General features: G+C 68.8%; 13 protein-coding genes and 3 pseudogenes. 10 read left to right on the top strand and 6 right to left on the bottom strand.

The window, feature by feature from the left end; genetic code table 11:
* Window positions 1-187 precede the first annotated feature (187 nt).
* Entirely contained in the window at window positions 188-799 is a 612-nt protein-coding gene (locus ABD259_RS10895; RefSeq protein WP_344109214.1) for a sigma-70 family RNA polymerase sigma factor, read from the bottom strand.
* 271 nt (window positions 800-1,070) lie between these two features.
* On the opposite strand from ABD259_RS10895, the gene purS reads away from it, so the two are divergent.
* The 6 genes from purS (at window position 1,071) to purL (ending at window position 7,607) form a co-directional block, all read left to right on the top strand.
* Window positions 1,071-1,313: a phosphoribosylformylglycinamidine synthase subunit PurS gene (gene purS, locus ABD259_RS10890; protein ID WP_344161916.1), complete on the top strand. Its 243-nt coding sequence runs from the start codon at window positions 1,071-1,073 to the stop codon at window positions 1,311-1,313.
* A 195-nt stretch (window positions 1,314-1,508) separates the two neighbouring features.
* On the top strand, window positions 1,509-3,098 hold the full coding sequence (locus ABD259_RS10885; protein ID WP_344161913.1) for a transposase: 1,590 nt from the start codon (window positions 1,509-1,511) through the stop codon (window positions 3,096-3,098).
* Window positions 3,099-3,299: 201 nt separating this feature from the next.
* Window positions 3,300-3,752, top strand: a complete 453-nt coding sequence (locus ABD259_RS10880) for an ATP-binding protein (protein WP_344106953.1) — start codon at window positions 3,300-3,302, stop codon at window positions 3,750-3,752.
* A 257-nt stretch (window positions 3,753-4,009) separates the two neighbouring features.
* Window positions 4,010-4,726, top strand: coding sequence for a phosphoribosylformylglycinamidine synthase subunit PurQ (gene purQ, locus ABD259_RS10875; protein WP_344106952.1), 717 nt, complete (start codon window positions 4,010-4,012; stop codon window positions 4,724-4,726).
* Between the two features lie 35 nt (window positions 4,727-4,761).
* The gene (locus tag ABD259_RS10870; protein ID WP_344161910.1) at window positions 4,762-5,244 is read left to right on the top strand and encodes a hypothetical protein; all 483 of its coding nucleotides are present in this window, start codon (window positions 4,762-4,764) and stop codon (window positions 5,242-5,244) included.
* A 53-nt stretch (window positions 5,245-5,297) separates the two neighbouring features.
* Complete coding sequence (purL, locus tag ABD259_RS10865) at window positions 5,298-7,607, top strand: phosphoribosylformylglycinamidine synthase subunit PurL (RefSeq protein ID WP_344161907.1); 2,310 nt, start codon at window positions 5,298-5,300, stop codon at window positions 7,605-7,607.
* A 142-nt stretch (window positions 7,608-7,749) separates the two neighbouring features.
* Here the strand turns inward: purL and ABD259_RS10860 are convergent, their stop codons facing one another.
* From ABD259_RS10860 to ABD259_RS10845, 5 genes and pseudogenes are all read right to left on the bottom strand, one after another.
* Window positions 7,750-7,938 carry a DUF397 domain-containing protein gene (locus ABD259_RS10860; RefSeq protein WP_344161904.1) on the bottom strand — a complete coding sequence of 63 codons (189 nt, stop codon included), beginning with the start codon at window positions 7,936-7,938 and terminating at the stop codon, window positions 7,750-7,752.
* A 9-nt stretch (window positions 7,939-7,947) separates the two neighbouring features.
* A pseudogene (locus ABD259_RS10855) lies at window positions 7,948-8,124 on the bottom strand (Scr1 family TA system antitoxin-like transcriptional regulator); the annotation flags it as partial.
* A 72-nt stretch (window positions 8,125-8,196) separates the two neighbouring features.
* Window positions 8,197-8,559 (bottom strand): annotated as a pseudogene (locus ABD259_RS25835) (transposase); the annotation flags it as partial.
* Between the two features lie 492 nt (window positions 8,560-9,051).
* Window positions 9,052-9,390 (bottom strand): annotated as a pseudogene (locus ABD259_RS25830) (ISL3 family transposase); the annotation flags it as partial.
* A 29-nt stretch (window positions 9,391-9,419) separates the two neighbouring features.
* The gene (locus ABD259_RS10845; RefSeq protein WP_344161898.1) at window positions 9,420-9,725 is read right to left on the bottom strand and encodes a transposase family protein; all 306 of its coding nucleotides are present in this window, start codon (window positions 9,723-9,725) and stop codon (window positions 9,420-9,422) included.
* Between the two features lie 284 nt (window positions 9,726-10,009).
* Between ABD259_RS10845 and ABD259_RS10840 the strand changes: the two genes are divergently transcribed.
* The 4 genes from ABD259_RS10840 (at window position 10,010) to ABD259_RS10825 (ending at window position 12,697) form a co-directional block, all read left to right on the top strand.
* Complete coding sequence (locus tag ABD259_RS10840; RefSeq protein WP_344161895.1) at window positions 10,010-10,174, top strand: hypothetical protein; 165 nt, start codon at window positions 10,010-10,012, stop codon at window positions 10,172-10,174.
* An 80-nt stretch (window positions 10,175-10,254) separates the two neighbouring features.
* Window positions 10,255-10,467, top strand: coding sequence for a hypothetical protein (locus ABD259_RS10835; RefSeq protein ID WP_344161892.1), 213 nt, complete (start codon window positions 10,255-10,257; stop codon window positions 10,465-10,467).
* A gap of 275 nt (window positions 10,468-10,742) precedes the next feature.
* Complete coding sequence (locus ABD259_RS10830; RefSeq protein WP_344161889.1) at window positions 10,743-11,993, top strand: AAA family ATPase; 1,251 nt, start codon at window positions 10,743-10,745, stop codon at window positions 11,991-11,993.
* Entirely contained in the window at window positions 11,993-12,697 is a 705-nt protein-coding gene (locus tag ABD259_RS10825) for an RloB family protein (protein ID WP_344161886.1), read from the top strand. The genes ABD259_RS10830 and ABD259_RS10825 overlap by 1 nt, the downstream gene beginning before the upstream one ends.
* Window positions 12,698-12,780 lie beyond the last annotated feature (83 nt).

Genomic DNA, 12,780 nt, shown 5'->3' with positions numbered 1-12,780 from the left:
GAAAAATTCGGACATCCGACAAACTCGTTCACTCGGGTCTGACCGGGCCTCCACGCGCGACGCGCGGACCGCGAAAAGATCACCCAACGCACAGAAGGACGTCACTATGAGTGACGTCCTTCTGTGCGTTATGGGGGAACCGGATGGGACAGGGACAGGCGGTACAGGTGCAGAGGAAGCGACCGCGTCAGGCGGCCGCGCGCACGCCCCGCTCACGGGCATAGTCGGTGAGCATCTCGCGCAGCTGCCGCCGGGCGCGGTGCAGCCGCGACATGACGGTGCCCAGCGGGGTCCCCATCCGAGCGGCCACCTCCTTGTAGGAGTAGCCCTCGATGTCGATGAGGTAGACGACGAGACGGAACTCTTCGGGCAGCTCCGCCAGGGCCACGCGGATGTCGGAGTCGGGAAGGTGGTCGAGCACCTCCATCTCCGCGGAGCGGGCACCGGACGAGGTGTGCGCGTCGGCAGCGGCGAGCTGCCAGTCCTTGATCTCGTCGGTGGAGTCCTGCAGCGGCTCGCGCTGCTTCTTGCGGTAGCCGTTGATGAAGGTGTTGGTCAGAATCCGGTACAGCCAGGCTCGCAGGTTGGTCCCGGCCTTGAACTGGTGGAAGTTGGCGAACGCCTTCGTGAACGTCTCCTGGACCAGGTCCTCGGCGTCGGCCGCGTTGCGCGTCATGCGCAGTGCGGTGGGGTACAACTGGTCGGCGTAAGGCGTCACCGCCGTGACGAAGTCCAGTTCCTCCGGGGCTTCCGAAGCTTCTGTGGTAGCGGCGGTGCGCTCAAGTTGAATGGTCGCCAAATCTCCCCCTTTTCCGACGACCGGATGATCGCTGCCACCCTGGTAGACGCACGAAAGAGCCCATTATGATGCCACGAACAAGGGTGATGAGTGTCACCAATCGGGCGATTCGGTACCTCCCAGGCGTAAGTATGCGGTAAGGAAACGGGCGCGCGGAGCCCCGGACGACCGGAGTGTGCGCAGGTGCCGTACGCTTTTCCCGGCCCCCTCCCGCAGCGTGGAGTGGCGCCCGCCCAAGCCCGTGAAGTGTGGCACAACCGTGGAGGACCCCGTGGCCCGCGTCATCGTCGACGTCATGCTCAAGCCGGAGATCCTGGACCCCCAGGGCCAGGCCATCGTGGGGGCGTGTGGCCGGCTCGGCTTCGAGGGCGTCACCCAGGTGCGCCAGGGCAAGCGCTTCGAGGTGGAGGTGGACGGCGAGGTCGACGACGCCAGGCTGACCGACATCCGCCGCCTCGCCGAGACTCTGCTGGCCAACCCCGTGATCGAGGACTTCGAGCTGCGCGTCGCCTGACGCCCGCGCCCGCGACTCCCCGCTGATCTCGGCGATATCGACCGAATATCGGGGGACTCAAGTTTCGGGTTTTTGGGGAGAAGGTGACAGGCCGCTTGCCCTGAGGTGAGATAACCCCTGGCCCCCTGCCGCGGGCCCGGAAACAAGGGAAGCATCGACGGTGCCAAAAGAAAGACCTCTCACGAGGAGCCGCCGATGCTTCCGGCACCGATGCTACCCCCGGGCTGGCTCGCCCTACTCGCGATCTTCCAGGCCTGTTTCACCGCGCCGACCTACCGCCTGTTCACCGCGGTGGCCACCGGCGCCGTCTGCCAGGTCGGCCGGGCCACCCTCACCGGCATGCAGCGCGCAGCCGGGCTGGGCACCGCGGTGTCCCACCACCGGTTCAGCGACTTTTTCGCCCGCAACCGGTGGGACGCCCACCAGCTGGGCGAACGCCTGGCCCTCTGGGTAGCCGACCACTTCGTCCCACCCGGCGAGGCGGTGCAGGTCGTGGTGGACGACACCCTGCTGGAGCGCTGGGGCCGCAAAGTGTTCGCCCGGATGCTCTCCCACGACGGCTCCGCCCAACACACCACCGCCCTGACCTGGGGCAACCGGTTCGTCGTGGTGGCGATCGCGGTGCGTGTGCCCCAGATCAGCCCGCGGGCTATCGCGCTGCCGGTCCTCATCGCCCTGCACCAGCCCCGCCCCCGCCGCACCGGGGACAAGCGCACCCGCCTGGGACGGGCCGCCAGCGCCCTGGAGTCCGCCCAACGCAGGTGGGCCCCCCACGCCCAGCGCATCCGGGACCGCCGGGCCGCGCGGGCGGCGGCCGCCGCCCGCGGGCACCGCCTGCCCGGCACCCCGCAGCAGCCCGGCTCGCGGCGCGCCCGGCGCGCCCAGCACGCCTGGCAGCGCCTCCAGGACGCACGAACCGCATGGGAGCGGGCCCTGGACCACGTGCAGGCCTGCACCAGCGCCACCGCCGCACCGGCCGCGGGCGGCGGCGAGCGGCCCTCGGCCCCCGACATCGCCGTGGCCCTGGTGTGGCGCCTGGCCCAGGTGCTGGGCCGGCCGGTGCACGTGGTGGCCGATGCCGCCTACTCCACTCCGGCCCTGGCCGCCCTGCCCGACACCGTGACCTGGACCGTGCGCCTCAAGCACACCGCGGTGCTCCACCGCGCCCCCGCCCGCACCGGCACCGCCACCCGCCTGGGCCGCCCCGGCCAGATCGCCGGGGCGGCCCCCTTCACCCCCCTGGCGGACCCGGCCTGCTCAGCCGCTGATGTGCCCTGCTACCGGGCCACCCTGGGCCACACCCCCCTGCGCCTGGTCCTCATCCGCAACCCGCACACCACCACCGGATATGACGCGGCGCTGCTGAGCACCGACACCGCCACCCCCACCACCGGCGTCATCGCCCGCTACCGCGACCGGTGGGCCATCGAGACCTGCTTCCGCGACGCCAAGCAGCACCTGGGCCTGGGCCAGCCCCACAACCGGGTGCCCGCCGCGGTGCGCCGCACCGCCCCCCTGCAGCTTTTGTGCTACACCCTGGTCATCTGCTACTACGCCCTGCACGGGCAACCCGGTCCCGACACCGCGCGGCGCCGTGCCGAGGCGCCCTACTACACGGCCAAGGCCCGCCCGGCGTTCATCGACATGGCCGCGCGGCTGCGCCGCGACATCATCCGCGCCCGGCATGCGCCCGCGATCACGGAAGTCTGCGCTGACCACCCCGACCAGCCAGAACAGCGGATCACCGAGATCGAACAGATCCTCAGCGACATCGGGGCGTTATAACCCCCAAAAACCCGAAACTCCAGCGGGGGAAATAAGGTCGATATCGCCGAGATCAGCGGGCAAGGGGGCTCCCCTGCGACCTCCTGCGGGTTTGCCCCGCCTGAGGCTCAGGACACCCCAAACGGCCCGAACGTCCCGTTTCGTCACGCTTCCCCCGGGAAGCTTCCTAGGCAAATGACGAACGGTCGTGAGGGTCTGTTGATGGACGAGCAATTCTCGATCACCCTCCCCCGTCAGGCGTACACCGTCGCCGTGATGCGGGACGTGCTCCGCACCGCGCTCCGCGCCCGCGGCATCTGCGACGACTGCAGCTACCCGATCCTGATCGCCGCCACCGAGGCCTGCGCCAACGCCGTCGACCACGGAGCTCCCGCCCCCGACTACGCGGTCCGGGTGCGGTTCCGCTCATCACTGTGCCTCGTGGAGATCAGCCACCAAGGCCCGGGGTTCCGGGCCGGCCGGGTGCCCCTTCCGGAAGTCGAATGGGAGTCGGGAAGGGGCATTCTGCTGATGCGGGCCCTCATGGACGACGTGGTCTTCCATGCCACCGCATCGGGCGGAGTGACCGTGTGGATGGACAAGCACCTGCACGCCACCGAACCGACACGCCACCCCCAGTGCGGGGCGGCCAGCGTACTTCCACAGCCCTGCTGAGCAGGGCCGGAGGGCAGGCGGGCCACGGCCCGCGACGGCCACGGCCCGCGACGGCCGCGGCCCGCCTGCGGCGACAGCGGAAGGGGCCGACCCGCGACCATGGCCCCGCCCCACCCCGCGCGACCACCACACGCGTCACCCGCCACCCCAACAGCGGAGGTCAGCAGGTACCCTCAGGACCGGATGCGCCGGTCGTGCCGACCTCGGTTCACCACACAAGGCCCGATCTCCCACCGACGATCTTTCGGAGAGTGCCCATGACAGCCCGTGTGGGCGTCGTCACCTTTCCCGGTTCCCTCGACGACACGGACGCCATGCGGGCGATCCGCATCGCCGGCGCCGAACCCGTCGCGCTCTGGCACGACGACGCCGACCTGAAGGGCGTGGACGCCGTCGTCCTGCCCGGCGGCTTCTCCTACGGCGACTACCTGCGCTGCGGCGCCATCGCCCGGTTCGCGCCGATCATGACGGAGCTGGTCCCGGCCGCGAAGTCGGGCGCCCTGCCGGTCCTGGGCATCTGCAACGGCTTCCAGATCCTGTGCGAGAGCCACCTGCTTCCGGGTGCGCTGACGCGCAACTCCTCGCTCCGCTTCATCACCCGCGACCAGCGCCTGCGGGTCGAGTCCACCGCCACCGCCTGGACCAGCCGCTACGCCAAGGACCAGGAGATCCTCGTCGTCCTGAAGAGCGGCGAAGGCGCCTACGTCGCCGACGACGCCACCCTCGACGAACTGGAGCGCACCGGACGCGTGGTCGTCCGCTACGTCGGCACCGCGCCCAACGGATCGCGGCGCGACATCGCGGGCATCACCAACGAACACGGCAACGTCGTCGGGCTCATGCCGCACCCCGAACACGCGGTGGAGGCGCTCACCGGCCCCTCGGTCGACGGCCTGGGCTTCTTCACCTCGGTGCTGGCGCACCTGGCCGACGGCTCTCCGCTCCTCGGCGCGACCGCGGCCAGCGGGGGCTGACCCGACGACCGCCACACTTTGGGGGACTGTCACACATGATGTCACTGCTTCGCTCCCGGAGGACGATGATCCTCCTGGTCGCCGTGGTCACCGTCGGCCTGGTGGCCAGCGGGGCGGTGGGGCTCTTCAACGCCTTCTTCGCGCAGTCCAAGCAGCAGCAGGAGGGGGAGGCCCCGGTCCCCGCGCCGGAGATGGCGGCATTGGGCGAGGCTCCCGATGACACCGAGTACGCCGACCTCGGCCAGCAGTGCGAGCGCGGGGAGTGCTACCGGATCGTCGCCATCACCGCCGAGGAGGCCGACGACGGTGAGGAGGCCGTCGAGACCGTCTACCGCCACCTCATCGACGACGGATGGGGCCGAATCCTTCCCGAGGGCGCGGACAGCCCCGACGACGTCCCCCTCAGCCAGACCTACCTGACCAACGGGTCCGTCCTGGTCCAGGGCAGCACCTCCCCCTACACCCCGGGGAGCACCGCCGGCCTGGTGATCGCGCACGCGCAGGATCCGCTCTCTTGACCGATCTCCACGAACCCGCCGGTCGCACACCGCACGTCCCGAACGGAAACCCGATGCCCGAAGCAGCCAAGCACGCCCTGCTCGACACCGTCGCCACGGCCGAGACGACGCCGGAGACCCCGCAGCCCTACGCCGAGCTCGGCATGGCCGACGACGAGTACCAGCGTGTCCGCGACATCCTGGGCCGCCGCCCCACCTCCGCCGAGCTGGCCATCTACTCGGTCATGTGGAGCGAGCACTGCTCCTACAAGAGCTCCAAGGTGCACCTGCGGCAGTTCGGCGAGAAGGCGCCGCAGAGCGACGCGCTGCTGGTCGGCATGGGGGAGAACGCCGGTGTGGCGGACGTCGGCGACGGCTACGCGGTGACCTTCAAGATCGAGTCGCACAACCACCCGTCCTACGTCGAGCCGCACCAGGGCGCGGCCACCGGCGTGGGCGGCATCGTCCGCGACATCCTCACCATGGGCGCCCGCCCAGTCGCCGTCATGGACGCGCTGCGCTTCGGCCCGGCCGACGCCGCCGACACCCGCCGCGTGCTGCCCGGCGTCGTCTCCGGCATCTCCTTCTACGGCAACTGCCTGGGGCTGCCCAACATCGGCGGCGAGATCGGATTCGGCGCCGGATATGCGGCGAACCCGCTGGTCAACGCGCTGTGCGTGGGCGTGATGAAGCACGAGGACATCAAGCTCGCCCAGGCGCCCGGCCCCGGAAACAAGGTGGTCCTGTTCGGCGCCACCACCGGCCCGGACGGCATCGGCGGCGCGTCGGTGCTGGCGAGCGCCTCGTTCGACGAGGAGAGCCACGCCAAGCGGCCCAGCGTTCAGGTGGGCGACCCGTTCCTGGAGAAGCTGCTCATCGAGTGCAGCCTGGAGCTGTTCGCCAAGGACCTGGTCGTGGGCATCCAGGACCTCGGGGCGGCGGGCGTCTCGTGCGCCACCACCGAGCTGGCCGCGGGCGGCACCGGCGGCATGCGCATCGAGCTGGACCGGGTGCCGCTGCGCGACCCGCGGCTCACGCCCGAAGAGATCCTGATGAGCGAGTCGCAGGAGCGCATGATGGCCATCGTCGAGCCGGGGCGGCTCGACGAGTTCATGGCGGTCTGCGCCAAGTGGAACATCCTCGCCACCGAGATCGGCGAGGTCGCCGACGTCACCCCGGACGAGGCCGAGCGCGGCGGGCGCCTGGTGATGACCTGGCACGGCGAGACCCTCGTGGACATGCCGCCGCGCACCGCCTCCGACGAGGGCCCGGTCTACCAGCGGCCCTATGCCCGCCCTGCCAGCCAGGACGACCTCCAGGCCGACACCCCGGCACGGCTGGAGAAGCCCAAGACCGACGCTGAGCTGCGCGAGCAGGTGGTGCGCGTGCTCGCCGCCCCGGGCGTGTGCGACCCGAACTGGGTCACCCAGCAGTACGACCGCTACGTGCTCGGCAACACCGTCCTGGCCACGCCGCATGACGGCGGCCTGGTGCGGGTGACCGACGACGGCGAGCGCGGCATCGCCCTGGCCACCGACGGCAACGGCCGCTTCACCCGCCTCGACCCCTACACGGGGACCCAGGCGGCCTACGCCGAGGCCTACCGCAACGTGTCGGCCACCGGCGCCCGCCCCCTGGCGGTGACCAACTGCCTCAACTTCGGCTCCCCGGAGGACCCGGCGGTGATGTGGCAGTTCGCCGAGTCCACCACGGGCCTGGCCGACGCCTGCAAGCAGCTGGGGACCCCGGTCACCGGCGGCAACGTCAGCTTCTACAACCAGACGGGCGAGACGGCGATCAACCCGACCCCGGTCATCGGCGTGCTGGGCGTCATCGACGACGTCAACGACCGCCTGACCTCGGCCTTCGGCCCGGACACCGATGGCGCGAAAATCCTGCTCCTCGGCGAGACAGCGGACGAGCTGGGCGGCTCGGTGTGGGCCGACACCATCCACGGCCACCTGGGCGGCCTCCCGCCCAAGGTCGACCTGGCGGCCGAGGCCGCACTGGGCGAGGTGCTGGCCAGCGGCGCGGAGTACGGGGTCATCGCGGCGGCCCACGACCTGTCGGACGGCGGCCTGGTCGTCGCCCTGGCCGAGTCGGCGCTGCGCGGCGGCACCGGCTGCCGGATCACCCTCGATGACGACCCGTTCGTGGCCCTGTTCAGCGAGTCGACCGCCCGCGCGATCGTCGCCATCCGTCCCGACGCCGAGGACGCCTTCGCCGAACTCTGCGCCCGCCACGGGGTCCCGGCCACCGAGATCGGCACAGTCGGAGGCACGGCCCTGTCGGTCACCCACCCGGGCGGCGGCTTCGACATCGACCTGGACGAACTGCGCACGGCCTACGAGAGCACGCTGCCGGAGATCTTCGACGGCGAGTAGGTATTCACATCCCCTCTGGCTCAGGCGAAACATGCCGGACCACATGTCTGGTCGTCGCTCAGAGGGAAAGGTAGACTCCCAGCGGGTAAAGAGTGCAAGGGCCCCGGTGACACCACCGGGGCCCTTTCTCTACTTCTGGGAGCTACAACATGTCGCTCTTGATCGCTTGGACGAACGCGTGCCATTCGCCCGAGTTGAACGTCAGCGTCGTCCAATCGCGGCGCTTGGTGTCGCGTAAGGCAGACACACCAGGCATGTCGGCGACCTCGACGCAGTTGTTACCTGAGGTGTAGTTAGACGTGCGGAAGAGGGCATCAGGTACAGAGTGCATGGTTCATTCCTACGGCATCAGTTCGCGCAGGCGTCCCACGGTCGCCCGTGTGCTCAACGCGAACCCTTTGAGATGGTCGAACGCGCGCCGGTAAGCGTCGATTTCCTCGGGACTCTCGACGTATAGGCCGTCTGTGAGGGCCTCGCAGTAGACGACGGTCGGAGCGGATTCGAACTGCATCATGACGAACGCTCCGGTGTCGGCGACGCCCCAATACTGGCTCTGGCACGGATTCGGTGAAGCGGGGCCGTGCTGCTATCAAGCGGCCAGCAGGACGCGTTTGCGCAGCAGATCGGGCTTCGCGCGGCCATACATCTGGCGTTTGAGCATCTTCAGCCGGTTGACGTGGCCTTCGACCACACCGGAGCTGTAAGGCAGGGTCAGCCCGGCCCGCACCGCGTCGAAATCACGGCGCAGCCCGGAGACGAACGAGGTGAGCTCCCCGATCCGCTTCTCGCGTGCGGCGCGCATCCACCCCTCCAGCTCGTATCCGCGCCGGTCGGCCATGAGCTGCGCGAACCGGGCCACATGGCCGCTGAGGCGCTCCCGCTCCGGGCAGCGGGCAAGGACGTCGGCGAGCGCGATCCGCTCGTCTTCGTCCAGGGTGTCGGGGTGGCGGGTGATCCAGGCAGTGGCCTCCCGGACGCTCAACGGCTGGGGCCGGGGTTCCGGAGGAAGGGCGGTCTGGCGCCAGGGGCGGATGTGGTCGCTGACGCTGGTGCGCCCACCCTCATAGCCCATGGCGCGGATCTCGTGCCACAGCACTGTGGCGTTGGTGCACCCCTGCGCGAAGCGTCGGCGCAGGTAGGCGTCGAAGGGCTGGATGATCTTGGGGCGTTTGCCGGTACCGTCCTTGGCCAGGAGCTCCTCGGCGGTGGCGGCGCGGGCGAAGCGGCGCACGGTGTTGCGCGCCAGGCCGAGCTCCCTGGCGATCTCCATGATCGTGCGGCCCTCGGTTCGCAGGTCGTGGACGGCGGCGTGGCGCTGGCGGGTGCGCTGGGCGATCCGTCCCTGGCGAGGCGGGCAGGGCTGCTGGTCAGCGGGCTCAGCAGGAGGCTCGCCGGGCGGCGCGGTGCCGGCTGGTGGGGGCCGGTGGCCGAGGCGGCCGCGATGACGTGCGACGACGCGTTCCGCCGCCGCGGCGAGGTTATTCCACAAATGCCAGCGATCAGCCACCTGGACTGCCTCGGGGGCGCCGCGGGCGGCGCCGTCGGCATAGCATCCGGCCCGGTCCCGACACACCACCTCCACGCCAGGGTGGTCATGCAGCCAGGCGACCAGAGCCGGGGCCGAGCGCTCCGCGAGCAGGTCCACCGGGTGCCCGGTCGCCACATCGACGAGGAGGGTGCCGTACACGTGTCCTTTGAGGAGGGCGAAGTCGTCGACCCCCAGGACCCGGGGCACTGGTGGTGCGGGCTCGGGGGTTTGGCGGATGAGGCGGATCAGCGTCATCCGGCTGACCGCGGATGCCAGGCGGGAGGTCAGGCGGGCTCCGGCCCGGCCGCCCAGCGGCATGCCAATGTGCGACAGGGCGGTGCCCAGCCCCGGGGGCGTCGGGCATAGGGGGTGGTCAGGCCCGGTACCTGCTCGGCGAAGATCGTGCGCTCGCAGGTGGGGGCGTCGCAGAAGTACCGGCGCACGTGCAGGTGGACCAGCAGCTCCTGGCCGCTGACCGGGGTATCGGCGAGGCAGCGTTCGTAGCGGCTGTGGACGCGGCGCGATGGGGTTGCACAGACCGGGCAGAAAGCGTCGGGGCCGGTGGTCGCCGCGGTAATCCGGATCGACATGCCGCTTTGGGAGACGTTCTCGATTCTCAGTCTGGCCAGGTGAGGGAAGAGCAAGGCAAGGAGGGATGAGATCGGCACCCCGCATCATTACGGCTGCCCACACACATCCGCAGGCGTCTCACCGAATCCGTGCCAGAGCCCAAATTCGAACGACATTGACATCCGGTAACGCCTGGGTGTAGCCCGGCGTTCAGCGGCCCCAGTTGGAGCGTCACAGGCCCCGGAGCGGTTGCTGACCGCGATGCCTTCCAACGGCTCGCCGAGCTCTCCCGACACTCCTCTAGGTGGAACTTCACCTTCGACTACGCCGCAGCAATGGCCCCTACACCGCGACCAACCGCGTCGATCCCAGCGTCAGCATCGCCGCCTCAACAGTCCGCAACCTCGAAGACCTGCTCGATGACATCCAGATCCCCAGCCCCCGTACGCCGCTACCGATTGGCACGTGAGCGCGATGCAATCGCCACGAGGGAGAGCAGTGAAGAGCGTGCCGATCTGGACCAGTTCGTCCGGTCGGAGGGGCGGACCGGTGATCACCCGGCAACTCCCATCCGGTCACCTCGGCGGAGTGTTCATCGAGACCCGCGACCGCGCCGAGCACCTCGGCTTCTGGCTCACCTGGTACCGCGACGACGGGTGGCGATACACGCCCACCGTCCGCGCCACGGGAGCCAAGCGCTCCTTGCTATATCTCGCGCTGGCCCAAGCCCACCTACACCGGACGGAACGCGAGCGGCGTTGACCGGCACCCCAGAACATGCACCCTATCTCGCTGAGGGGCAAGGCAGGGCGGCTACCCCGCCGGACGGTCTTGACGGGCACCTACCGGCGGAAGCGCCGCCCTGGGACCCTGACCCAGCCCCAGGATGGTACCCACATCAGCGATACCCACGTTTCGATGACAGCGCAGTTCAGAAGGCGTACAAGTGAGATGTGCGCCAATTCCCGCGGATGTAGAGGTCGCTCATCCGAGGTGTCGTAAGGCAGGGCTAACCTAGGCACGATGAGGAGGGCCGCATGCTGCTGAGGTTCAGAACCGCGAACGTGCGGTCGCTACGCGATGAGCAGGAGTTGTCGTTCGTGGCCCCTCCTAGTGAAGCCGCCGCGAGCGCGCGCACTGTAGAGACTGGGGCCGGAGAAGACATCGACGTTTACCCGGTGCTGGGCATCTTCGGCGCGAACGCCTCTGGCAAGTCCAACGTCCTGACCGCGATGGTCCAGATGCGCAACGCGGTGTTGAACTCCTACGCCCAATGGGCGTCATATCGCGGGATCCCTCGTGAGGTATTCGCCCTAGACGCCAAGGCCGTGGAGGAGAGCTCGTTCTTCGAAGTCGATGTCCTTCTCGATGGGGTCCGATGGACCTACGGCTTCGAACTCGGCCCAGAGCGTGTCACCGGCGAGTGGCTGCACTCATACCCACAGGGCCGCCGCCAGGTTTGGATGGACCGAGACGTGGAACGCGAGGATGAGTTCAGGTTCCCGGGCACGCGAATCAAGGACCGCGCCCGGCTCGCCCGCACCACCCGCCCGAACGCGCTGTTCCTGTCCAGAGCTGCAACCGACAATCATCCCCAGCTACTACCGCTGTTCTACTGGTTTCAGCGCAATCTCTGGTTGATCAACCCCGAGGACGACCGATCCCAGCGCGAGGCATACACCGCCCAGCAACTGAGTAGTGTGCGGCGTGAGCGCATCGAAGAGCTGCTGCGCGTCGCCGACCTCGGCATCACCGGTGTTCGGATCGATCCTCGCGCCGACGCGGAGGGGCGCGTACAGCTTCTGCACGAGGGACACCAGGGCACAGCTGCCGCCTTCGACTGGGAACACGAGTCGTTCGGTACCCGTTCATGGTTCGCTCTCCTGGGCCCTGTGCTGCTTGCCCTAGATGAAGGAGCAGTTCTACTACTCGACGAGCTGGACTCCAGCCTCCATCCCCGCATGGCCGCAGAGGTGATCCGGCTCTTCCGCGACCCCATGGTCAACGCAGGAGGGGCGCAGCTCGTCTTCACCACACACGACGTAGCCGTACTGCAAACGCCGGCCGGCGTCCGACTGCTCGACCCCGGGCAGATTTGGTTGACCGAGAAGGACAGGACGGGCGCCACCGAGCTCTATCCCCTCACGGCAGCGGAACCGGGAGAGGAGGAGGACTTGCCGCGGTCTTACCTCTCCGGGGCGTTCGGCGGCGTACCGGCGGTCACCGAGGGGCAGGTCGGGAGGCGGCTGCTGGCCACTCAGGAGCGGGAAGCCGCGGAGCACGTCTGATGGCGAGGACACGAGGCAAGGACGATCTTTCCGCGAAGTACGCGAACAAGCCAAACGACAAACGCAAACACGTGGTGTGGGTCTTCACCGAGGGTGGGCGCACCGAGCCCGACTACATCGACGCCGTCAAATCCTTTTTCCCGGACGAACATCCTGTGCATGTACACATCGCCAATGACGGTCGCAGCACCGATAAGAAACGGGGACGAGCACGGGACGGCAGGGATCGCAAGCCCAAACCCCTGGTCGAGGAGGCCATCAAGCTCAAGCGCAAGCTGGACCGAGAATCGAAGCTCGCCGGCATCCAAAAGGAGATGTATCCGGAGGTCTGGTGCATCTTCGACCGGGACCAGCACGAGGGAGTCGACAAGGCCATCGTCGACGCCCTGAAAGCGGACGTCAAGGTCGCCTTCTCCCACCCCTGCTTCGAGCTCTGGCGACTACTCCACCACAAGAATTTCACCAGCACCTGCGGCGGCGTCTGCGACGAAGCGGCCAAGCGCCTACCGTTCGCCAAGGACCGCAGTGAGCAGGACCTGAAACACGTGCCAGTGGAAGAGATCAAGGGCAGGTACGCCAAGGCCAAGCGAGCCGCAGTACGTATGAACGGCGAGCATCCCGAGGGTGTCCCCCTCACCAAGCGTGACCCCTACACCGACGTTTGGCGCTTCGTCGAGGAAGGTCTTCGGATCACGTCCTACTGACTCCGGTTCTACCTCGAAGCAAACCACGTCATCCCTGGCACAAGACATGCCTCAGCCGGATAACCTGATGAACCGACCAGCGA

The sequence above is a fragment of the Nocardiopsis rhodophaea genome (assembly GCF_039530945.1).
In the GTDB taxonomy this organism is placed as follows: Bacteria; Actinomycetota; Actinomycetes; order Streptosporangiales; family Streptosporangiaceae; genus Nocardiopsis_C; species Nocardiopsis_C rhodophaea.
This window is presented reverse-complemented; position numbering and strand designations above follow the sequence as displayed.

Excerpts from the sequence above, each read along its gene's own strand:
- ABD259_RS10885 (WP_344161913.1), top strand. The coding sequence starts at position 1,509 with ATGCTTCCGGCACCGATGCTACCCCCGGGCTGGCTCGCCCTACTCGCG.
- ABD259_RS10880 (WP_344106953.1), top strand. The coding sequence starts at position 3,300 with ATGGACGAGCAATTCTCGATCACCCTCCCCCGTCAGGCGTACACCGTC.
- purQ (WP_344106952.1), top strand. The coding sequence starts at position 4,010 with ATGACAGCCCGTGTGGGCGTCGTCACCTTTCCCGGTTCCCTCGACGAC.
- ABD259_RS10870 (WP_344161910.1), top strand. The coding sequence starts at position 4,762 with ATGATGTCACTGCTTCGCTCCCGGAGGACGATGATCCTCCTGGTCGCC.
- purL (WP_344161907.1), top strand. The coding sequence starts at position 5,298 with ATGCCCGAAGCAGCCAAGCACGCCCTGCTCGACACCGTCGCCACGGCC.
- ABD259_RS10860 (WP_344161904.1), bottom strand. The coding sequence starts at position 7,938 with ATGCACTCTGTACCTGATGCCCTCTTCCGCACGTCTAACTACACCTCA.
- ABD259_RS10845 (WP_344161898.1), bottom strand. The coding sequence starts at position 9,725 with ATGTCGATCCGGATTACCGCGGCGACCACCGGCCCCGACGCTTTCTGC.
- ABD259_RS10830 (WP_344161889.1), top strand. The coding sequence starts at position 10,743 with ATGCTGCTGAGGTTCAGAACCGCGAACGTGCGGTCGCTACGCGATGAG.
- ABD259_RS10825 (WP_344161886.1), top strand. The coding sequence starts at position 11,993 with ATGGCGAGGACACGAGGCAAGGACGATCTTTCCGCGAAGTACGCGAAC.